This window comes from Pseudomonas sp. LB3P31 (assembly GCF_054897945.1).
On record NZ_CM142710.1, the window covers coordinates 1,823,313 to 1,844,984 of the forward strand.

The following is a 21,672-nucleotide window of genomic DNA, read 5'->3' on the forward strand; positions in this document are numbered from 1 at the left end:
ATCCGAATCCGGCGCGGATAGTTCAAACATGGCCTGCCCGGGCAGGCCACCGTTCAACGTAGAGCCGTTAAAGCGCCTTTTGAGCCGCCCAGTAGCCAACGGTACAGGCGATGCACGTGGCAAAGGCGCCCCACGCCATGTCCATGATTGCGAGCTGCGCCGACCAACCTTTCAGCGTGGCCCAGTTGCTCAGGTCGTATGTGCCGTAGGCCACCAGGCCCAACAAGGCGCCCATGCCGGCAGCACGCTGCCAGCTAGTCGCTGGCAAGACCACGAACACTACACAACCGACGACATACAGGAGATAGAAAACCGCTGCCGGACCCAGCAGCGGTTTGTCGAGCATCAGCGAACCCAGCAGCGATTTGTATTTCGCCGCCATCAGCACGCCAAGCCATAGGCCATCAAGCACCAGAAACGCGAGCAAGGTGCCCGCGTAGGCAAATAATGCGTTTTGCATAGTCGTCCAGCCTCCCTGTGATAAGCATGGGGCTGGTGGGCCGTCAGCTTAGTTCAATACGATCTGCATGAATGACGATCTGGCCGTTCTTGTACAACGCGCCAATCGCCTTCTTGAAGTTACCTTTGCTGACGCCAAACAGGCTGCTGATCACGGTCGGATCGCTTTTGTCGCTGACCGGCAGACTGCCATTGTTCTCGCGCAACTTGGCGAGAATCTTCGAGTTCAGACTGGTGGCGGCTTCTTCTCCAACCGGCTGCAGGCTCAAGCTGATCTTGCCGTCGGGACGGACTTCTTTGATAAAGCCCTTCTCTTCCTTGCCGGCCCGCATGAACTTGAAGATCTCGTTCTTGTGGATCAGGCCCCAATGCTTGTTGTTGATGATCGCCTTGAAACCCATGTCGGTTGCTTCGGCCACCAGCAGGTCGACTTCCTGGCCCGCAGTATAGTTGGCCGGCGTCTTGTCCAGATAGCGGTCCAGGCGTGCGGTGGCGGTGATGCGGCGGGTGTGCTTGTCGAGATAGACGTGCACCACGACATATTCGCCGGCGGTCATCTGGCGCTTTTCTTCAGAGTACGGCAGCAGCAAGTCCTTCGACAGACCCCAATCCAGGAATATGCCGATGCTGTTAACTTCAACGACTTTCAGACTGGCGAATTCACCGACTTGAACTTTCGGCTTTTCGGTAGTTGCGATGAGTTTGTCATCGCTGTCCAGATAAACAAAAACGTTGAGCCAATCTTCATCTTCGCTGGGAATATCTTTGGGAATATAACGATTGGGCAGGAGGATTTCGCCATCCGCGCCACCGTCCAGATATAAACCGAAGTTAGTGTGTTTAACCACTTGCAAACTGTTGTAACGCCCGACTAAAGCCATGTCCAATACCCTCATTGCGTGGGCGGCATTCTACCCGGTTTTGCAGTCGGCGTTCTGCGCCCGGCCCGATGGCGCCGAAAATCATCGCAAAAGCCTGTTTTTGAAGGGTTTCGCTCAGAGGCTTGAGCCGCTCGTCCGACGCACGCGGACAGTTTGTGCCACATTCGATTGCTCAGCACAGGCAGCTTTTCGACCGTTGTTAATTAAAACAGCGGCTTAGGTATGCACTTGGAATGAATCCCAGCCTTAGCGAGATTAAAATCGGGGGGATATTTACCAAGCAATTGTCAAGTATTTCCTGTACTATGCCTGGCCAAGTTAATTTTCTACAGGTTAATGGCCGCCATGCGTGTAAAAGCATCCAACAGCAAAGCAAAGCCAGCTCCAGCCGTTGAAACCAGCGAGTCGATCAACAACCAGATCGCTGCGTTCCTCAAGTCCGGCGGCGAGATTCAGCAAATTGCCAAAGGCGTCAGCGGCCAGACATTCGGCCCGTCCAAGCAGATCACGCTGGGCAAGAAGTAACACTGGCTACACCTGGTCCATAGGCGCTTTGAGCTTCGAAGCGCTTGGACTGGAACCCCTCGAAATACCCGCACAAACTCCTGATTCTCACTCCTGATTCTCAAAAAGCGACGAACGGCCTTCAACGCCGAACATTCGCCGGTATCCTTGCACACGTCTAGATCAAGCGTTTCAGCAGGTTGCCCGTTCCTGCTTTGCGCTGTTCATGGAGTGACGCATGGCCAAGCCCCCACTCATATTGCTCGGCATCCTGCTGTCGTGTTCGGTCGCCAACGCGCAAGTCTTCCAGCGCGAATTGGGCGACTTCGACCTGAAACTCGGTACCACCCCCAGCCGCAGCATGGCCCAGGGGCTGGTTAAGCCGGCGGCTATTGGCTCATTCCACGGCGGGCTCGACCTAAGCCATGACAGTGGTTTTTATGTCGGTCAGTGGGCGCCCAGCATGGGGATCAGTCCTGGAAAAAACCTCGAAGTCGACTCCTACATGGGCTTCAAGCAACCCTTCGACCAGACGCTTGGTTATGAAGTGGGCATGATTCACTACAGCTACCCGAAAGTAGACATCCTAGACAGCCAGGAGCTGTTCGGTGGCCTGACCCTGCTCGGTAGCCGTTTCGGCGCAGCCTTCAGCAGCGATCCGGACAAACAGAACAGCACCGTATTTGCCGATCTCGGCGGCAACAAGCCGTTTGGCATTGGCGTGAGCATGAAGTACACCACCCACCAGCTGAACGCGCCGGTCTCGGTCGACGGTGGTTACATCGGCAGCTTTACCGACTGGTCGGTGCAGCTCTCCCGGCCGTTCATGGGCATCGACCTGGACCTGATCTACAGCGATTCCAACCTCAGCGGCAGTGACTGTTCAGCCTACTCCGGGCACAACAGCCAATGCGATGGGCTAGTGACGCTGAAGGCTGTGCGCAGCTTTTACTGATCGTCTGAACTGCGAGGCTCATCCTGCGTTCACATAAGAATCCATTCAAGTAGCCAGGCTTTTGCAAGGACTCGCCCATGTCGCGCTGGTTTAAATATCTCGCCGTCCTCATCACCCTCTGCCTGGCCCTTGGTGGCTGCAGCCGCGTAGGCCTGGCCTACCGTAACCTCGACGTGATCATTCCCTGGACGCTCAGCGACTACCTGGATATGAACGGTGAGCAGAAAGGCTGGTTCAACGAACGCCTCAAGGAGCACCTGAGCTGGCACTGCACCACGCAGCTGCCGGGTTACCTGGATTGGCTGGACCGGATGCAGGTCATGGTCGAGAACAACCAGGTGACCGATGCGGCATTACAGGCCCGCACCCAGGAAGCCAAGGAGGCGATCGCCCAGACCGCTCGCGAGATCACCCCGTCAGCCATCGAGCTGCTGCAGGGGTTGGACGACAAGCAGGTGGCGGAAATGAATGAGGCGTTTGCCAAGGATCAGCGCAAGCGCCAGGCCGAATACCTCAAGCCATCCCTGGATCAGCAGATCAAGGACCGCGCCCAGCGCATGGAGAAACGCCTGGATGACTGGCTGGGGCCGCTGAGTGCGACCCAGAAGCAACGGGTAGCCGCCTGGTCCAGCGCGTTGGGAGACCAGAACACCCAATGGATCGCCAACCGCGAGCATTGGCAGAAGCAGTTCAGCGCGGCGGTTGAGCAACGCCAGAGCCCGGAGTTCCCACAGCGCATTCAAACGCTATTGGTGAATCGCGAGAGCCTGTGGACCCCGGCTTATCGCCAGGCTTTCGCAAGTACCGAAGCGCAAGCGCGATCGCTGTTTGTAGACTTGATGGCCGAAAGCACGCCGACGCAGCGCGAGCGGTTGCTGAAGAAGATTGAGGGAGTGAGAAAGGACTTCAACGACCTGAAATGCCTGAAGGCGGCGCAGCAGAATTAGCCGCCCCCGCACGGCCGTGTAGGAGTGAGCCTGCTCGCGATAGCGTAATAACCGCCGACATCAATGCTGAATGTCAGACCGAAATCGCGAGCAGGCTCACTCCTACAGGTTTCTTCCGAGGGGATTCATTACCCAAAGGATCAGAGGAAACTCAGGCGATCTGCGCTTTGGAAGCTACTGTGTCGAATGTCGTTTCATCCAGCGCATCCGCTTGATCATCCAACACCTGACGCGGGTGATCATTGCCGGGAATGCTGCTGTCGATAAGACTCAGCAAGCTCGAGCCGCGCGCAGTCAGAATGTAGTTGGACCCCGAACCACCCTGCTCTTCAGGCCGAGGCTCGATGTAACCACGTGCCAGCAGCACCTTTTCGTACTCCCCGGCCACCGTTTTCAGATGGTCGAGGTTTTCGGTCTCCTCGCCCGCTGCCGCCTTGGCCGCCGCGTACTTCTCGGCGTAGGCACGTGGCGCGTAGCTGGGGTCGTCGTTCTGCACTTCATGCAGCAAACACTCAATCAAATCCCAATTATAAGTCGTCATCCTGATTCAACCTCCAAGCCTGAGAGTGAGATGGCCTTCATAGTTGTGACCTGCGCCGCACCCAGCCGTTCAGCCTGCATTTTCAGCAGCAGTGACCAGCGGTATGTCGAATTGGACGATGGTGGAACGACTAGTCTTTGTCAGTCACCCCCGCCTCGCGCAGGAGAATGCCCCCATGAACATTCAGAACCATCCGGTCGTAAGCCGGGAAGAATGGCTCGCCGCCCGCCGACAACACCTGGCCCATGAAAAAGCCTTTACCCGGGAACGCGACAAGCTCAACGCAGAACGCCGCGCCCTGCCTTGGGTGAAGATCGATAAGGACTATCACTTTCAAAGCGCCAATGGCGAATTGAAATTGGCTGACCTGTTTGGCGGCCGCAGCCAGTTGGTCATTTACCATTTCATGTTTGCCCGAGGCTGGGACGAAGGCTGCTCCGGTTGTTCGTTTCTCAGCGATCACATCGACGGAGCCAACCAGCATCTGGCTCATCACGACGTAGCCGTGATAGCGGTTTCCCACGCGCCGTTTGCCGAGTTCCAGGCCTTCAGGCAGCGCATGGGCTGGAAGTTCGAGTGGGTGTCGTCTGAAGGTTGCGATTTCAACTACGACTTTGGAGTTACGGCGCGAGCAGAAGACGTCGCCGCCGGCACAGCCACCTACAACTACGAAAAAACTCACGGAGTGGAAGAAGAACTCCCCGGTCTCAGCGTGTTTTATCGCAATGGAGCTGGCGAGATTTTCCACACCTACTCCACCTATGCCCGGGGCCTGGACATGCTGGTCGGCGCTTACAATTATCTTGATCTCACGCCCAAGGGGCGCAATGAGGAGGAGATCATGGAGTGGGTGCGCCATCACGACCGTTATGAGGAGAAAGCCCCTGCCACCTGCTGCCACAGTTGACAGCACATGTGAACTTTTTGCGTAGCTTGAGGCTCAACCCGTTATACCGCCTTAACCGGAAACGAGGCCGCCCCCCATGAAAACCCTGTTGAAAGTCACGCTCGCCGCCACACTGGCCTGCGCCCTGCCCGTCTGGGCCTGCACGCCCGAGGAAGCCACCGCCAAACGCGAACAGCTGGCCAAGGAAGTCACGCGGCTGACTCAGCAGAATCCGACCAAGGCCAAGGAAATCAATGCAGAGTTGCAGAAGATGGACTTGGGGACTGCCAGTGCGGATTTGCCGGACAAGTGCCAGTTGATTGATCAGCGGCTCAAGGAGCTGGATTCGGCTGAGAAGAAGACTGAGGGCTAGAGCAAGATCAAGAGATCGCAGCCTCGTTTCACTCGACAGCTCCTACACAGCCCCTACAGTGATATCAACCGACCTGTAGGAGCTGTCGAGTGAAACGAGGCTGCGATCTTTTGACGCAAAAAAAAACCGGACATTTGTCCGGTTTTTTTTGTGGGGCGCTGGAACCGCTTATTCAGCAGCCGGCGCTTCCGGCTTACGACGCTTGAGCGGCGCCATGCCGTCCTTGCTGACCAGCGACAACGCATCGGTCTTTGGACGGTTGGCGATCTTGCGTTTGGTCGGAGCCTTGGCGCCGGTTTTCTTCTTGTCGCCCTTGGCGTCGACCTTTTTCTTCTTCACGCCAACGGCCTTGCCCGAAGCCTTGACCTTCTTCGGTCCGCCGTAGGTGCCTTTGATTTCCTTGATGGTGCGACGCTCGAAGCTCTGCTTGAGGTAGCGCTCGATGCTCGACATCAGGTTCCAGTCGCCATGGCAAATCAGCGAGATTGCCAGGCCGTCGTTACCGGCACGACCGGTGCGACCGATGCGATGCACATATTCGTCGCCGCTGCGTGGCATGTCGAAGTTGATCACCAGGTCCAGACCGTCGACGTCCAAGCCGCGAGCGGCAACGTCGGTGGCTACCAGGATCTTCACGCCGCCCTGCTTCAGGCGGTCGATGGCCAGCTTGCGGTCTTTCTGATCCTTGTCGCCGTGCAACACGAACGCTTTGTAGTCCTGCGCCACCAGCCGGCCGTAAATGCGATCAGCCATGGCCCGGGTGTTGGTGAACACGATGGCTTTCTGGTAGGTCTCGTTGGCCAGCAACCAGTTGAGGATCTGTTCTTTGTGCTGGTTATGGTCAGCGGTGATGATCTGCTGGCGCGTGGTGGCGTTCAGGTCGCTGACGTTGTTGAGCTGCAGGTGCTCAGGGTTGTTCAGCACCTTGGCGACCATCTCGCGCAGACCCGAACCACCGGTGGTGGCCGAGAACAGCATGGTCTGCTGGCGATTGGTGCACTCTTCCACCAGACGCTGGACGTCTTCGGCAAAGCCCATGTCGAGCATGCGGTCGGCTTCGTCGAGCACCAGTACTTCAACTTCTTTCAGGTCGAGGTTGCCGGCGTTCAGTTGCTCGATCATCCGCCCCGGGGTACCGATCAGGATGTCCGGCACTTTGCGCAGCATCGCCGCCTGGACCTTGAAGTCTTCACCGCCGGTGATCAGGCCGGACTTGATGAACGTGAACTGGGCGAAGCGCTCGACTTCCTTGATGGTCTGCTGGGCCAGCTCGCGGGTCGGCAGCAGGATCAGGGTCTTGATGCTGACGCGGATTTTCGCCGGGCCGATCAGGCGATTGAGGATCGGCAGGACAAAAGCAGCGGTTTTGCCGCTACCGGTTTGCGCAGTCACCCGCAGGTCACGCCCTTGGAGCGCCAGCGGAATAGCCGCTGCTTGCACGGGCGTTGGCTCGACAAATTTAAGCTCGGCCACGGCTTTGAGCAGGCGTTCGTGCAAGGCGAATTCGGAAAACACGGGTGCTACCTCGAAGAAATACAAAAAAACAGCTGCATAGGTTACCGGTTTCGAGCGCCCAGGCCGAGTTTCTTTATACAAACGGCGGTAATCAGTGGCTTTTTTGTTGCCTTATTTGTCTCCAGACGTAATACAAAGCGTCTTAAATGCTCTAATCGACCCGTCGCGTCCTACAGAAGACCGTTTTAGCTTATGGATATCAAACAGCTCTGGCTCAACGCCCAAGACCTCTGGGGTGCCCTCGATCAGCACCCGCTCCTGCATTCCAGCCTGGCATTGATGATATTGCTGGTGGTGGCCCTGGTGCTCGGACGAGTGGCGCGTTACCTGATCCTGCACGCCGCCAAGCTGCTCGGGCGCCAGCCGGCCATGCACTGGATGAACGACCTGCGCCACAACAAGGTGTTTCATCGCCTGGCCCAGATGACGCCCTCGCTGGTGATCCAGTTCGGCCTGCACCTGGTGCCGGAGCTGAGCAAGACCAGCCTGGTGTTCCTCGGCAACGTGGCACTGGCGTTCACCGTCCTCTTTCTGCTGCTGGCCTTCAGCGCGATGCTCAGCGCGTTGCTGGATATCTACGCGCGGACCGAGCACGCCCGCACCCGCTCGATCAAGGGCTACGTGCAACTGACGAAAATGGTCCTGTACGTGTTTGGCGCGATCATCATCGTCGCCACCCTGATCGATCGTTCGCCGTTACTGCTGCTGTCCGGCCTGGGTGCCATGTCGGCGGTGATCCTGTTGGTCTACAAGGACACCTTGCTGTCTTTTGTCGCCAGCGTGCAGCTGACCAGCAACGATATGCTGCGGGTGGGCGACTGGATCGAGATGCCGCAGGTCGGTGCCGATGGCGATGTGGTCGACATCACGCTGCACACGGTGAAGGTGCAGAATTTCGACAAGACCATCGTGTCGATCCCGACCTGGCGCCTGATGTCCGAGTCGTTCAAGAACTGGCGCGGCATGCAGCAGTCCGGTGGACGCCGGATCAAGCGCAGCCTGTACATCGACGCCAGCGGGGTGCGTTTCCTGCGTGATGAGGAGGAGCTGAAGCTGTCCCAGGTGCATTTGCTGACCGACTACATCAGCCGCAAGCAGGCCGAACTCAAGGCGTGGAATGAAGCGCAGGGCAATGTCGCGGCGATGTCGGCCAACCGGCGGCGCATGACCAATATCGGCACCTTCCGCGCTTACGCGCTGGCGTATCTGAAGAGCCATCCGGAGGTGCAGCCGAACATGACCTGCATGGTCCGCCAGATGCAGACCACGGCCCAGGGGATTCCGCTGGAGATCTACTGCTTCACCCGCACCACCGCTTGGGCGGATTACGAGCGGATCCAGGGGGATATATTCGATTACCTGCTGGCGGTGTTGCCGGAGTTTGGCTTAAGCCTTTATCAGCAGCCGAGTGGCGGGGATTTGCGGGTGGGGTTGTTGCCGGCGATGCTCGGCGCAAGCCACATCCCCGAGCCAGAAAAACACGTTATGTGACACCTCCCCCTTGTAGGAGTGAGCCTGCTCGCGATAGCGGTCTATCAGAGGAATCTATTCCAACTGACACACCGCTATCGCGAGCAGGCTCACTCCTGCAGTTTCTAGCGTACGACTGCCGCCTTGCGTATACCCAACCGACTGATCCACACCGCCGCCAGAATCACCATCGCGCCAAAAAACAACCGTCCCAGTTCCTCATGCTGATTCCAGATCAGCAGATTGAGCAACAGCCCCACGGGCACATGCAGGTTGTTCATCACCGCCAGCGTCCCGCCGTTGACCATACACGCGCCCTTGTTCCACCAGTACAATCCGAGCGCGGTCGAGACCAGGCCGAGGAATACCAGCACGCCCCATTGCAGCGGCGCCTCGGGCAGGAAGTCGGCTTTGCCGAATAGCAGGAACGCGGGCAACGCCACCGCGAATCCGCCCAGGTAGAAATAGCCAAAGCGCCGATAGTGCGGCAGGTCGCTTGGGTGTTTCGCTACCAGATGTTTGTACAGCACCTGCCCGGCGGCGTAGGTGAAGTTGGCCAGCTGCAGCAGCAGGAAGCCCATGAAGAAGTCTGGATTGATCCGGTCGTAGCGAATCACCGCAGCGCCGAGCACGGCCACCAGCGCTGCCACCAGGGCCCATGGGTTGAAGCGGCGGTTCAGCGCGTCTTCTATCAGGGTCACGTGCAGGGGCGTGAGGATGGTGAAGAGCAGCACTTCGGGCACGGTCAGGACCCTGAAGCTCAGGTACAGGCAGACGTAGGTGACGCCGAACTGCAGGGCGCCGATTACCAGCATGCCGCGCATGAACGCGGGCTCTACCGAGCGCCAGCGTGTCAGCGGGATGAAGATCAGTCCAGCGAGTACCACGCGCACCAGTACGGCGAAGTAGCTGTCGACGTGGCCGGCGAGGTATTCGCCGATCAGGCTGAAGGAGAATGCCTGGATCAGCGTGACGAAAAGTAGATAGCCCATGGGTCGCCTCGTTTTGAATGGCGGCGACGATAGCGGGTTTTTTGTGTTATCGCGATGTTGGGTTTGTGTGCATATCCGTTATTTCGGTGATGGCTGATATTGGTACCACCCGCACACCGGGTTACTCCGTTTTTCTGTAGGAGCTGTCGAGAGAAACGAGGCTGCGATCTTTTGATCTTGCCTTGTGTACATATCCGTTGCTGCGGTCGGTTCCGCTTTTACAGCGGGTTACTCCGTTTTTCTGTAGGAGCTGTCGAGAGAAACGAGGCTGCGATCTTTTGATCTTGCTTTGTGTACATATCCGTTGCTGCGGTCAGGGCCGCTAATGGTTCCGCTCTTACAGCGGGTCACTTGGAAAAGCCCCAAGTAACCAAGGGCTTCCTGCCCCACCACTTGGCACCTCGCCTAGGCTCGGTGTGCCCTCACTCCGGCATTGCTCCGCGGGCCGCCGCGAAGGCCCATCCATGGGCCAGCGCGGCTAAACCGGCATCCTTGCCGGTTTACCCGCTCCACAATGCCTGCGTTCGGCCATCGTGGTTTTATGGGGCGTCCGCGATCAAAAACCGGGCCGTGGCGGCCTTCGGGCCGACCAAGGCATCAAGCCGGCGCGCTGCGCTTGTTTTGCCTTGCGCACCCTCCCGCATTGATGCGATCACTTTGTGGGAGCGGGCTTGCTCGCGAAGAGGCCGGGTCAGTCGCCATCTATGTTGAATGTCAGTCCGCTTTCGCGAGCAAGTCGAATCGTCGCACCGCCGCTCCCACGGGGGATCCCTTTCAGGCAAGACATTGGTGTGTGCCATTCGCCGCCGATGCACGGCCGAACTACCAGCCAGGTCGGCTCTCAGGCCGCCTCGGCGTGGTTCTTGATCGCGGACGCCCCGTAAAACCACGATGGCCGAACGCAGGTATTGTGGAGCGGGTAAACCGGCAAGGATGCCGGTTTAGCCGCGCTGGCCCATGGATGGGCCATCGCGGCGGGCCCGCGGAGCAATGCCTGCGTTCGGGCACACCGAGCCTAGGCGAGGTGCCGAGTGGTGGGGCAAAAAGCGCTTGGTTACTTGGCGCTCTTCCAAGTGACCCGCTGTAAAAGCGGAACCAATAGAGGCCGTGACCGAAGTAACGGATATGTACACAGCAAGATCAAAAGATCGCAGCCTCGTTTCTCTCGACAGCTCCTACAGGAGAACGGAGTAACCCGCTGTAAAAGCGGAACCAATAGCAGTCGTTACCGGAGAAACGGATAGGTACCCGAAAAAAAGGCCCTCATCGCAGGTTCAAAAAAACCCAGACAAAAAAAAGCCCGATCTCGCTAAAGCGTTCAATCGGGCGGCAGCACTCAGGAGCACAAGTGCAAAGGGAGGTTCGATGCGCGTCAAAGCCTTGAAGTGGAGACGCCAGATCACTAGAACATCCAGCGATTATCTGGCGATTAACATATCAAGCAACCTGAGCCAGCTTGGCGTTTGCCTGATTCAGACCTTTCTCCTGGAAATCACCGCCCAGGTTCATGCCTTCAGCATGGATAAAGGTCACGTCATTGATCCCGATAAAACCCATCACCTGACGCAGGTACGGTTCCTGGTGATCCGCCGGGCCGCCGGCGTAGATCCCGCCGCGGGCGGTCAGTACGAAGGCGCGCTTGCTGCTGAGCAGACCCTGCGGGCCGGTCTCGGTGTACTTGAAGGTCACACCAGCACGCAGCACATGGTCGAGCCAGGCTTTGAGAGTGCTCGGGATGGCAAAGTTGTACATCGGTGCAGCCATGACCAGTACATCAGCGGCGAGCAATTCGTCGGTCAGCTGGTTGGAGCGCTCAAGGGAGGCCTGTTCGCTGTCATTGCGCTGATCCACCGGCTTCATCCAGCCACCCAGCAGATTGATGTCCAGGTGTGGCACCGGATTGATGGCAAGATCACGCACGGTGATCTGGTCAGCCGGATGCGCGGCTTTCCACTGGTTGATGAAGGTCTGGGTCAGTTGACGGGAAACCGAATCTTGCTGACGGGCGCTGCTTTCGATGATCAGGACGCGTGACATGGCTTGTAGGCTCCATCTGAGAATGCTGTAAGGCGATGGAGTGAAGGTTAAACAGAACCATATCGATGAAAAAGCGCAAATAACTGCTACAACCCATCAATAAATTCGTTTATAAGCATGAGCACACCCCCTGTAGGAGTGAGCCTGCTCCGGGCGGCGTTCCGACGATAGGGGTGTGTCAGGTTGAACAATAATTAATGACACACCGCTATCGTCGGAACGCCGCCCGGAGCAGGCTCGCTCCCACAGTGATTTCCCACAGGATCCAGTGGCTATTTCGGCGAGCAGCTCAAGTCGATGCGCATCTTGATAATGGTGCGGGTGAACTTGGCCGTGGCATTGGCATGCTTGCCTGCGGCCACCTCGATCTTGCGGGTACGCGGAGCTTCCGGGCCGTTGTTGAAGACCACCTTGCAGAGTGCATCGGTGGTGCCGTAGTTGTTGACCTGGATGGAGGCGATGTCGCTATCCGTGTCGTAGGCGTTGTAGTCGATGCTCAAACCATTGAGCTGCTTGGTCACATCGATGGGGTACGCAAACGCAGTCAGCGGCAATATCGCTAACAGCAGGCAACAAAATTTTTTCATTTGGCAGTCTCCAATAAGAGCTGCCAGCTTAGGACAAGAGGAGCTCAACATGAAAGCGCCCCGCGTGACCCTTGATCAATGGCGAACGTTGCAGGCCGTGGTCGATCACGGCGGTTTCGCCCAGGCCGCCGAAGCGCTGCATCGCTCGCAATCGTCAGTCAGCTATACCGTCGCGCGCATGCAGGACCAGCTGGGCGTGCCGCTGCTGCGCATCGATGGCCGCAAGGCCGTGTTGACCGAAGCCGGCGGCGTGCTGCTGCGTCGCTCCCGGCAGTTGGTGAAACAGGCCAGCCAGCTCGAAGACCTGGCCCATCACATGGAACAGGGCTGGGAAGCGGAGGTGCGCCTGGTGGTCGATGCCGCCTACCCGAGTGCCCGCCTGGTGCGCGCCCTCACCGCCTTCATGCCGCAAAGCCGGGGCTGCCGGGTGCGGCTGCGTGAGGAAGTACTGTCGGGCGTCGAGGAAGTGTTGCTGGAGGGCGTGGCTGACCTGGCCATTACCAGCTTCAGTATTCCAGGATATCTGGGCGCGGAATTGAGCGACGTCGAGTTTATTGCCGTGGCTCATCCCGATCATCCGCTGCATCGCCTGAACCGCGAACTGAGCTTTCAGGACCTGGAAAGCCAGATGCAGGTGGTGATTCGCGACTCCGGTCGCCAGCAGCCGCGGGATGTCGGCTGGCTGGGGGCGGAGCAGCGCTGGACCGTCGGCAGCCTGGCCACGGCGGCGACTTTTGTCAGCAGCGGCCTGGGTTTCGCCTGGCTGCCCAGGCACATGATTGAACGTGAACTCAAGGAAGGTACGCTCAAGCTGCTACCGTTGGATCAGGGTGGCAGCCGCAACCCGAGCTTCTACCTGTATTCGAACAAGGACAAACCCCTGGGCCCGGCAACGCAGATCCTCATCGACCTGCTGCGCACCTTCGACACCGCGCCGCTGGATGCGCCGTTTGCCGCCCCTGAACAAGCCTGACATGGAGTGACTGCATGGCCTATTTCGAACATGAAGGTTGCAACCTGCACTATGAGGAATATGGCCACGGCACCCCGCTGCTGCTGGTCCATGGTCTCGGTTCCAGCACCCTGGACTGGGAGATGCAAATCCCGGCCCTCGCCGCCCGCTACCGGGTGATTGTCCCGGATGTGCGCGGCCACGGGCGCTCCGACAAACCCCGCGAGCGCTACAGCATCGCCGGGTTCAGCGCCGACCTGATCGCGCTGATCGAGTATCTGAACCTTGGACCGGTGCACTACGTGGGCCTGTCGATGGGCGGCATGATCGGTTTTCAACTGGCCGTGGATCAGCCGCAGCTGCTGAAAAGCCTGTGCATCGTCAACAGCGCGCCTGAAGTCAAACTGCGCAGCCGCGACGATTACTGGCAGTGGTTCAAGCGTTGGAGTCTGATGCGTGCGCTCAGCCTTGGCACCATCGGTAAAGCCCTGGGCGCCAAGCTGTTCCCCAAGCCGGAGCAGGCCGACCTTCGCGAAAAAATGGCCCTGCGCTGGGCAAAAAACGACAAACATGCTTATCTCGCCAGCTTCGACGCCATTGTCGGCTGGGGGGTTCAGGAACGACTTTCCAGAGTCTCCTGTCCAACGCTGATCGTCACTGCCGACCGTGACTACACTCCGGTCGCACTGAAAGAGAACTATGTAAAACTGCTGCCCGATGCGCGGCTGGTCGTGATCGCCGATTCGCGCCACGCCACCCCGCTGGATCAGCCCGAACATTTCAATCAAACCCTGCTCGAGTTTCTCACCGCAGTCGACACCACCACACTCAGGATCACTGACCCATGCTGAAAAAAATCGCCCTCGCCGCCGGCACCGTTCTGTTTGCCGCCAACCTGATGGCCGCCACGCCTGCCAAGGCGCCGCACGTGTTGCTGGAAACCACCAACGGCCAGATCGAAATCGAACTGGACCCGGTCAAGGCGCCGATCAGTACCAAGAACTTTCTTGAGTACGTGGACAGCGGCTTCTACAACAACACGGTGTTCCATCGCGTGATCCCGGGCTTCATGGTCCAGGGCGGCGGCTTCACTCAACAGATGCAGCAAAAAGACACCAAGGCGCCGATCAAGAACGAGCACAAGAACGGCCTGGTGAACGTCCGTGGCACCTTGTCGATGGCCCGTACTTCGGCACCGGATTCGGCCACCAGCCAGTTCTTCATCAACGTCAAGGACAACGATTTCCTCGACCAGGGCGACGGTTATGCGGTGTTCGGTAAAGTCGTCAAGGGCATGGACGTGGTCGACATCATCGTCAACTCGCCAACCACCACCCGCGGCGGCATGAAAGATGTGCCGGCTGACCCGGTGTTCATCAAGTCGGCCAAGCGTATCGACTAAGCTGCACGGGTAACACCGAGCGGCGCCTGTGACGGCGCCGTTCGCCTTGTCAAAGGAGAGCCCGAGCGCGGGCGGAGAACCGATGCTTTATCGCCGTTTTGAACAACTGATCGACATTTTCCGTGATGCACCGACGGCGGCTCCGCCGGACCGGGTTCTCCCCTTCTATATCTATTACCTCAAGCAGGTCTGGCCGAGTTTCGCCGCCCTGCTGATCGTTGGCCTGTTCGGCGCATTGATCGAAGTGGCGCTATTCAGCTACCTGAGCCGCATCATCGATCTGGCCCAAGGCACGCCCAACGTCAATTTCTTCCAGGAACACGGCGTCGAGCTGGCCTGGATGGCCGTCGTGGCGCTGGTCCTGCGCCCGGTGTTTGTCGGCCTGCATGACCTGCTGGTGCACCAGACCCTCAGCCCCGGCATGACCAGCCTGATCCGCTGGCAGAACCACAGCTACGTGCTCAAGCAGAGCCTGAATTTTTTCCAGAACGACTTCGCCGGGCGCATCGCCCAGCGCATCATGCAGACTGGCAACTCCCTGCGCGATTCGGCCGTTCAAGCGGTGGATGCGCTGTGGCATGTGCTGATCTATGCAATCAGTTCGCTGGTGCTGTTCGCCGAAGCCGACTGGCGCCTGATGATCCCGTTACTGACGTGGATCGCCGCCTACATTGGCGCGCTGTGCTACTTCGTGCCGCGGGTCAAGGACCGCTCGGTGGTGTCCTCCGATGCCCGCTCCAAACTGATGGGGCGGATCGTCGACGGCTACACCAACATCACCACACTGAAGCTGTTTGCCCACACCAACTTCGAACAGCAATACGCCAAGGAAGCCATCCAGGAGCAGACGGTCAAGGCCCAGCTGGCCGGGCGCGTCGTCACCAGCATGGACGTGGTGATCACCAGCATGAACGGCCTGCTGATCGTCGGCACCACGGGTCTCGCGCTATGGCTGTGGACCCAGTCGCTGATCTCGGTCGGCGCCATCGCCCTGGCTACCGGCCTGGTGATCCGTATCGTCAACATGTCCGGCTGGATCATGTGGGTGGTCAACGGCATCTTTGAAAACATCGGCATGGTCCAGGACGGTCTGCAGACCATCGCGCAACCGGTCAGCGTCACCGACCGCGACCAGGCCAAGCCGCTGACCGTGCCACGGGGCGAGGTGCGTTTCGAGCACGTCGATTTCCACTATGGCAAGAAGAGCGGGATCATCGGCGACCTCAACCTGACCATCAAGCCGGGGGAAAAAATCGGCTTGATCGGACCATCAGGTGCCGGCAAGTCGACCCTGGTCAACCTGCTGTTGCGCCTGTATGACGTGCAAGGCGGACGCATCCTCATCGATGGCCAGAACATCGCCGAAGTCGGCCAGGAAAGCCTGCGCGAGCGCATCGGCATGATCACCCAGGACACTTCGCTGCTGCACCGTTCGATCCGCGACAACCTGTTGTACGGCAAGCCCGACGCTACCGACGCCGAACTCTGGGAAGCGGTGCACAAGGCCCGTGCCGATGAGTTTATTCCTTTGCTGTCGGACTCCGAAGGGCGTACCGGATTCGATGCGCATGTGGGCGAGCGCGGAGTCAAACTCTCCGGCGGCCAGCGTCAGCGGATCGCGATCGCCCGGGTGCTGCTCAAGGATGCGCCCATCCTGATCATGGACGAGGCCACCTCGGCACTGGACTCGGAAGTCGAGGCCGCCATCCAGGAGAGCCTGGAAACCCTGATGCAAGGCAAAACCGTGATCGCCATCGCCCACCGTCTTTCAACCATCGCGCGGATGGACCGCCTGGTCGTCCTCGAAAACGGCAGGATTGCCGAAACCGGCAGCCACTCCGAGTTGCTCGCCCATGGCGGCTTGTATGCGCGGCTGTGGCAGCACCAGACGGGTGGGTTTGTCGGCATAGACTGAATTGAATGGACAACACCAAACCTGTGGGAGCGGGCTTGCTCGCGAAAGCGGTGTGTCATTCAGTATTTGTGCTGACTGACTCACCGCCTTCGCGAGCAAGCCCGCTCCCACAGGGATTCGCTGTAACCTCTTGAACCGCCAGAGCCCTTTCACCAGAGCCCTGGCGTTTTTTTTCGGCGCTGGAAATCCACAAAATCCCTGCTGTACTCAGCCAAGGCTCTGGAGGCGAGCCTGTCGTAAATCTGCAGGATGCATAACTCGATACAGTCTCGATAGGAAGCCTATCAAGGACGCTCTCATGTCTCTGTTCAAACGTTCAGTTACTGAGTTGTTCGGCACGTTCTGGCTGGTGTTGGGGGGTTGCGGCAGTGCGGTCCTGGCCGCATCTTCTCCGCTGGGAATCGGGGTGCTGGGTGTGGCCCTGGCGTTTGGCCTGACGGTACTGACCATGGCCTTTGCCATTGGGCATATCTCCGGTTGCCACCTCAACCCTGCAGTATCGGTCGGCTTGGTCGTCGGCGGTCGATTTCCGGCCAGGGAGCTGCCCGCCTACATCGTCGCCCAGGTGATTGGCGGGGTCATCGCCGCCGCGTTGCTCTACTACATCGCCAGCGGCAAGGAAGGTTTCGATCTGTCGGCCGGGCTGGCCTCCAATGGCTACGGCGAACACTCTCCCGGCAAGTACTCGTTGGCCACCGGGTTTGTCACCGAACTGGTCATGACGGCGATGTTCGTGCTGATCATCCTCGGCGCCACCGACAAGCGCGCACCGGCGGGATTGGCGCCGATCGCCATCGGCCTGGCCCTGACGCTGATCCACCTGATCTCGATTCCCGTGACCAACACCTCGGTCAACCCGGCCCGCAGTACCGGCCCGGCGCTGATCGTCGGCGGCTGGGCCATCGCGCAGCTGTGGATGTTCTGGGTCGCGCCGCTGCTCGGAGCGGTAGTCGGCGGGGTGACCTACCGCTGGCTGGGCAAGGAAGATACCTGAGGCTGGGGGGCGAGGATCACGCCTGCCTATACGGCAGCGCGGTCCTCGCCTCTTCCGCGTAAGCCAGCACGCCCAGGCGCTCCTGCTGCAGGAAGTCTTTTACCGCCGCTTTCAGCCCGGGGTGGCGCAAGTAGTGCCAGGAATGGGTGATCACCGGCTCAAAGCCGCGGATCAGCTTGTGCTCGCCCTGAGCCCCGGCGTCGAAGCGCTGCAGGCCGTTGGCGATCGCGTAATCCATACCCTGGTAGAAACAGGTCTCGAAGTGCAGGCGGTCAAATTCCGCCAGGCAGCCCCAATAACGTCCGTAAAAATTGCCGCCACCCACCAGGCTGAACGCCATAGCCACCGGGCGCGCGCCCTGTTTGGCCAGGACCACACGAATCGACTGGGGCATGCGCTCGGCCAACAGGCTGAAAAAAGCCCGCGTCAGATACGGCGCTTGCCGACGCACTGCGTAGGTATTCGCGTAGCAGGCATAGACAAAATCCCACTGCGCCTCACTCAGTTGTCGGCCTTCCAGCCATTCAAACTCGATGCCCTGCCCCGCGACCTGCTCGCGCTCCTTGCGCATCTGCTTGCGCTTGCGTGAACTGAGAACGTCGAGAAAATCCTGAAAGTCCCGGTAACCGCGATTTTGCCAGTGATACTGGCAGCCGATTCGCTGCAGCCAGCCCGGCTGCTCCGCCAGCGCCGCATCGGTAAACGCATCGGTGAAATTGATGTGCGCGCTGGATAGCTCTTCGACCTCCAGATAACCGGGCAGGCTGTTCAGCAATTCAAAACCATCCTCGACTGTGGCCGCCAACAACCGCGGGCCACTGACTGGGCTGAACGGCACCGCCGTCAACAGCTTGGGGTAATAGTCGATGCCGGCCCGCGCGCAGGCATCGGCCCAGGCGTGATCGAACACATACTCACCGTAGGAATGCCACTTGCGGTAACTCGGTAGCGCAGCGATCAGGCGGTCACCCTCGACATGCAGCAGATGCTCGGGCTGCCAGCCGGAATGCGGGCCAATGCTGGCGCTGTCTTCAAGGGCGCTGAGGAACCCATGGCGCAGAAATGGCTGGGCGTCCGGCACCAGGGCGTCCCAGGTGTGCGGAGCAATTTCGGACAGATTTTCCAGTCGCTGCAGCGGCATAAATTCCTCTTCACCTGATGCATCAAAGCCCCGCGAGTATCGCTTATCGCAGCGCAACTCACACGACCTATCCGACCGCAGTGCTCTGGGAAGGGCATTGCAGAGGACTTCATATCGTCACGGCAATGCCATCACTTTGCCACCGCTCTGTCATAAACGATCGCGATACTGGCGCCTGTTTTTAGAGCGTCGGGTTCTACCCCGGCCACTGTTTTCCGTCCTCAATGGTCGGTTGTGCCCTGGATGGCTCAGTCATCCACTCTCATCTTCGGAGATTGATATGCGTCTTGCTTCCACGAAAACTGCGGCGGCCCTGTGTGGCGGTCTGCTGCTGGCCATGAGCGTTCCGGCCAGTGCCGCAGTCGACGCCAAACTGCTCGACATGCTCAAGGCTAACGGCTCGATTACCAATGCGCAGTACGGCGAATTGCAAGCCGAGCTGGCCAGGGACCAGAAAGACCAGCAGATCGCCCGTCAGGCTCAGCAAGAGACTAACGAGCAAATCGCTGCCACCGCGAAGAAGACAGACGCGCTGAGTACCTTCGACCAGAAGCTGGCCTGGGCTGCGAAGACCCAGTTCAAGGGCGACGTGCGTTTCCGTCAGGAAACCATCAAGAACGATGGCGTCTCCAACAACCGCGATTCCGATCGCCAGCGTGTGCGTGCCCGCCTGGGTGCCTATACCGAGATCAACCCGCAGGTCGACACCGGCATCCGTATCGCCACCGGCAACAACGACGACGCGCGTTCCACCAACCAGAGCCTGGACAACTACTTCGACAAGAAGTCGATCTGGCTGGACCAGGGTTACGTCGACTACCACCCCGACGCCATCAAGAATCTGCACATCGTTGGCGGCAAGATGCCGCAGCAATGGGTGAGCATGGGCGACATCATCTGGGATAGCGACATCAGCCCGGAAGGCCTGGCCGTTACCTACAAGTACCCGCTGGGCGCGAGCACCGAGCTGTTCGGCAGCGCCGGCCACTATACCCTCAAGGACAACGTCGACGGTGAAGGCGTGCAGTTCAAGCACGACCTGCGTCTGTACGCTGGCCAACTGGGCGCACGCTTTGCCATCACCGACAGCCTGAAGCTGACCCTGGGTGGCAGCGTCTACGGCTACGACAACGACGACGACATCACCGCCGGCGGTACCAGCATCCCATCGGTACTGGCCACTAACGGCAACACCCCGAACGAGCAGTTCAAACTGTACGAAGGCTTCGGTCAGCTGGACATCGGCGGCCTGCCAATGCCGCTGTCGTTGTACGGTCAGGTGGTCAATAACAAGGATGCCAGCAACGACCAGGACATGGGTTGGCTGGCCGGTGTGAAAACCAAGGTCTATGGCTTTGGCCTGGACTACAACTATCGCGACGTGCAGCGTAACGCGGTGGTGGGTGCTTTCACCGACTCGGACTTCGCCAACGGTTTCACCGGTTCGCGCGGCAGCAAGTTGAAAGTGAGCTACGAGCTGGACAAAAACTTCACCCTCGGCGCCACCTACTTGATGGCGAAATCCGACTACACCAACGCCACGTTGCGCGACTCGAAGATCAACACCCTGCAACTGGATGCTGAAGCCAAGTTCTGATAATCCCCGCTATACGTCTCGGGCAGGGATGCCCGAGCCGCCTTCCCAAACCCGCTTTGCAATATCGGTCCCCATCATCCGTCCGATAGTGCAATGCGGGTTTTTTGTGGGTGTGTGGAAAACAATCTGTGGGACTGTGGGACTGTGGGACTGTGGGACTGTGGGACTGTGGGAGCAAAGCTTGCTCGCGATGGCGATCTAAAGAATGTCATCGCGAGCAAGCTTTGCTCCCACAGTTTTTATGGCTTCACAGGTGTAACAGGTGCCACTTGAGCCACATGAGCCACTTATCAATCAACGCTTGCGCAGGATCACGCTGCCGATCGAGTAACCGGCACCAAACGAGCTGAGCACTGCCAGCGAGCCCGCTGCCAGATCATCCTGGTTCTTGTGAAACGCAATCACTGACCCGGCAGAGCTGGTGTTGGCATAAGTGTCGAGAATCACCGGCGCCTCTTCTTCGCTCGCTTCACGGCCCAGCAACTTCTTCACGATCAGGTGGTTCATGCTGAGGTTGGCCTGGTGCAGCCAGAAGCGCTTCACATCACCCACGTTCAGCTGGTTTTCTTCCAGGTGAGTGGCGATCAATTCGGCCACCATCGGGCAGACGTCGCGGAACACCTTGCGGCCTTCCTGCACGAACAATTTGTCCTTGGCCCCGACGCCTTCTTCCGCCGCGCGGTTGAGGAAGCCGAAGTTGTTGCGGATGTTGTTGGAAAACTTGGTCAGCAGCTTGGTGCTGACGACATCGAACTGATGCTCGGAGGTCGCGAGATCGGCACGCTCGATGATCACCGCAGTGGCCGCATCACCGAAGATGAAATGGCTGTCACGATCACGGAAATTCAGGTGACCGGTGCAGACTTCCGGGTTGACCATCAGGATCGCCCGGGCCTGGCCCAGTTGTATGCTGTTGGCGGCTTGCTGAATGCCGAAGGTCGCCGAAGAGCAGGCAACGTTCATGTCGAAACCGAAACCCTGAATACCCAGCGCTTCCTGGACTTCGATGGCAATGGCCGGGTAGGCGCGTTGCAGGTTGGAGCAGGCGACAATCACGCCGTCGATGTCGGCAGCGGTCTTGCCAGCGCGTTGCAGGGCTTGCTCGGCAGCGCCGATCGCCATCTGGCACAACACCGACCACTCGTCATTCGAGCGTTCCGGCAGACGTGGCGCCATGCGTTGCGGGTCGAGGATGCCTTCCTTGTCCATAACAAAACGGCTTTTGATGCCCGAGGCCTTTTCGATGAATGCGGCACTGGATTCCGTCAGGGCTTCGACTTCGCCGCGGGCGATGGCTTCAGCGTTGTCGGCGTTGAACAGCGCGACGTAGGCATTGAAAGACTGCACCAGCTCTTCATTGGAGATGCTGTTGGCCGGGGTGTACAGGCCGGTGCCGCTGATGACGACATTATGCATGGTCGTTTCTCTAATCTGATCAGGCAGAAAGCGTTGGCACCGTCGTACCAACACATAAAGGGTCTATTCCCATCCGGGGGACGCAAACCTGGCATCGCTTTATTCCGG

The 21,672-nt window shown here is 59.0% G+C and carries 20 protein-coding genes and 1 pseudogene; 12 read left to right on the forward strand and 9 right to left on the reverse strand.

Annotated elements, in window-relative coordinates; all coding sequences use genetic code 11:
* Positions 1-67 precede the first annotated feature (67 nt).
* Both ACYZTK_RS08210 and ACYZTK_RS08215 read right to left on the reverse strand, forming a co-directional pair.
* A complete protein-coding gene (locus tag ACYZTK_RS08210) occupies positions 68-460 on the reverse strand; it encodes a DUF2177 family protein (RefSeq protein WP_462013967.1) in 393 nt (130 codons plus the stop codon).
* Positions 461-503: 43 nt separating this feature from the next.
* Entirely contained in the window at positions 504-1,340 is an 837-nt protein-coding gene (locus ACYZTK_RS08215) for a CvfB family protein (RefSeq protein WP_462013968.1), read from the reverse strand.
* Between the two features lie 336 nt (positions 1,341-1,676).
* On the opposite strand from ACYZTK_RS08215, the gene ACYZTK_RS08220 reads away from it, so the two are divergent.
* From ACYZTK_RS08220 to ACYZTK_RS08230, 3 genes are all read left to right on the forward strand, one after another.
* Positions 1,677-1,865, forward strand: coding sequence for a hypothetical protein (locus tag ACYZTK_RS08220; RefSeq protein WP_017337097.1), 189 nt, complete (start codon positions 1,677-1,679; stop codon positions 1,863-1,865).
* A 217-nt stretch (positions 1,866-2,082) separates the two neighbouring features.
* A complete protein-coding gene (locus ACYZTK_RS08225) occupies positions 2,083-2,799 on the forward strand; it encodes a TorF family putative porin (protein WP_462013969.1) in 717 nt (238 codons plus the stop codon).
* A gap of 77 nt (positions 2,800-2,876) precedes the next feature.
* A complete protein-coding gene (locus ACYZTK_RS08230) occupies positions 2,877-3,746 on the forward strand; it encodes a DUF6279 family lipoprotein (RefSeq protein ID WP_462013970.1) in 870 nt (289 codons plus the stop codon).
* Between the two features lie 151 nt (positions 3,747-3,897).
* On the opposite strand, the gene ACYZTK_RS08235 is transcribed toward ACYZTK_RS08230, so the two are convergent.
* On the reverse strand, positions 3,898-4,287 hold the full coding sequence (locus tag ACYZTK_RS08235) for a transcriptional regulator (protein ID WP_462013971.1): 390 nt from the start codon (positions 4,285-4,287) through the stop codon (positions 3,898-3,900).
* 175 nt (positions 4,288-4,462) lie between these two features.
* Here ACYZTK_RS08235 and ACYZTK_RS08240 point away from each other — a divergent pair, with 175 nt between their 5' ends.
* A complete protein-coding gene (locus ACYZTK_RS08240) occupies positions 4,463-5,194 on the forward strand; it encodes a DUF899 domain-containing protein (RefSeq protein WP_462013972.1) in 732 nt (243 codons plus the stop codon).
* Between the two features lie 76 nt (positions 5,195-5,270).
* The gene (locus ACYZTK_RS08245; protein ID WP_462013973.1) at positions 5,271-5,546 is read left to right on the forward strand and encodes a hypothetical protein; all 276 of its coding nucleotides are present in this window, start codon (positions 5,271-5,273) and stop codon (positions 5,544-5,546) included.
* 168 nt (positions 5,547-5,714) lie between these two features.
* Here ACYZTK_RS08245 and ACYZTK_RS08250 read toward each other — a convergent pair whose 3' ends face one another.
* Entirely contained in the window at positions 5,715-7,061 is a 1,347-nt protein-coding gene (locus tag ACYZTK_RS08250) for a DEAD/DEAH box helicase (protein WP_462013974.1), read from the reverse strand.
* A 192-nt stretch (positions 7,062-7,253) separates the two neighbouring features.
* Between ACYZTK_RS08250 and ACYZTK_RS08255 the strand changes: the two genes are divergently transcribed.
* Positions 7,254-8,552: a mechanosensitive ion channel family protein gene (locus tag ACYZTK_RS08255; protein WP_462013975.1), complete on the forward strand. Its 1,299-nt coding sequence runs from the start codon at positions 7,254-7,256 to the stop codon at positions 8,550-8,552.
* Positions 8,553-8,656: 104 nt separating this feature from the next.
* On the opposite strand, the gene ACYZTK_RS08260 is transcribed toward ACYZTK_RS08255, so the two are convergent.
* The 3 genes from ACYZTK_RS08260 to ACYZTK_RS08270 all read right to left on the reverse strand — a co-directional run bounded on the left by ACYZTK_RS08260 (position 8,657) and on the right by ACYZTK_RS08270 (position 12,147).
* Positions 8,657-9,523 carry a carboxylate/amino acid/amine transporter gene (locus ACYZTK_RS08260; protein WP_462013976.1) on the reverse strand — a complete coding sequence of 289 codons (867 nt, stop codon included), beginning with the start codon at positions 9,521-9,523 and terminating at the stop codon, positions 8,657-8,659.
* A 1,437-nt stretch (positions 9,524-10,960) separates the two neighbouring features.
* Entirely contained in the window at positions 10,961-11,560 is a 600-nt protein-coding gene (locus ACYZTK_RS08265) for an FMN-dependent NADH-azoreductase (protein ID WP_462013977.1), read from the reverse strand.
* A 272-nt stretch (positions 11,561-11,832) separates the two neighbouring features.
* On the reverse strand, positions 11,833-12,147 hold the full coding sequence (locus tag ACYZTK_RS08270; protein ID WP_462013978.1) for a 3-phosphoglycerate kinase: 315 nt from the start codon (positions 12,145-12,147) through the stop codon (positions 11,833-11,835).
* A gap of 49 nt (positions 12,148-12,196) precedes the next feature.
* Between ACYZTK_RS08270 and ACYZTK_RS08275 the strand changes: the two genes are divergently transcribed.
* The 5 genes and pseudogenes from ACYZTK_RS08275 to aqpZ all read left to right on the forward strand — a co-directional run bounded on the left by ACYZTK_RS08275 (position 12,197) and on the right by aqpZ (position 17,410).
* Complete coding sequence (locus ACYZTK_RS08275; RefSeq protein WP_462013979.1) at positions 12,197-13,120, forward strand: LysR family transcriptional regulator; 924 nt, start codon at positions 12,197-12,199, stop codon at positions 13,118-13,120.
* Between the two features lie 14 nt (positions 13,121-13,134).
* A pseudogene (locus tag ACYZTK_RS08280) lies at positions 13,135-13,940 on the forward strand (alpha/beta fold hydrolase).
* A gap of 3 nt (positions 13,941-13,943) precedes the next feature.
* A complete protein-coding gene (locus ACYZTK_RS08285) occupies positions 13,944-14,501 on the forward strand; it encodes a peptidylprolyl isomerase (protein ID WP_462013980.1) in 558 nt (185 codons plus the stop codon).
* 82 nt (positions 14,502-14,583) lie between these two features.
* Positions 14,584-16,416 carry an ABC transporter ATP-binding protein gene (locus ACYZTK_RS08290; protein WP_462013981.1) on the forward strand — a complete coding sequence of 611 codons (1,833 nt, stop codon included), beginning with the start codon at positions 14,584-14,586 and terminating at the stop codon, positions 16,414-16,416.
* Between the two features lie 298 nt (positions 16,417-16,714).
* Positions 16,715-17,410 carry an aquaporin Z gene (aqpZ, locus tag ACYZTK_RS08295; RefSeq protein WP_462013982.1) on the forward strand — a complete coding sequence of 232 codons (696 nt, stop codon included), beginning with the start codon at positions 16,715-16,717 and terminating at the stop codon, positions 17,408-17,410.
* A gap of 16 nt (positions 17,411-17,426) precedes the next feature.
* Here the strand turns inward: aqpZ and ACYZTK_RS08300 are convergent, their stop codons facing one another.
* Entirely contained in the window at positions 17,427-18,551 is a 1,125-nt protein-coding gene (locus tag ACYZTK_RS08300) for a GNAT family N-acetyltransferase (RefSeq protein ID WP_462013983.1), read from the reverse strand.
* Between the two features lie 280 nt (positions 18,552-18,831).
* Between ACYZTK_RS08300 and ACYZTK_RS08305 the strand changes: the two genes are divergently transcribed.
* Positions 18,832-20,148, forward strand: a complete 1,317-nt coding sequence (locus tag ACYZTK_RS08305) for a putative porin (protein WP_462013984.1) — start codon at positions 18,832-18,834, stop codon at positions 20,146-20,148.
* A gap of 294 nt (positions 20,149-20,442) precedes the next feature.
* Here the strand turns inward: ACYZTK_RS08305 and ACYZTK_RS08310 are convergent, their stop codons facing one another.
* Positions 20,443-21,564 (reverse strand): beta-ketoacyl-ACP synthase III, encoded by a 1,122-nt coding sequence (locus ACYZTK_RS08310; protein ID WP_462013985.1) that lies wholly within the window; start codon positions 21,562-21,564, stop codon positions 20,443-20,445.
* Between the last annotated feature and the right edge of the window lie 108 nt (positions 21,565-21,672).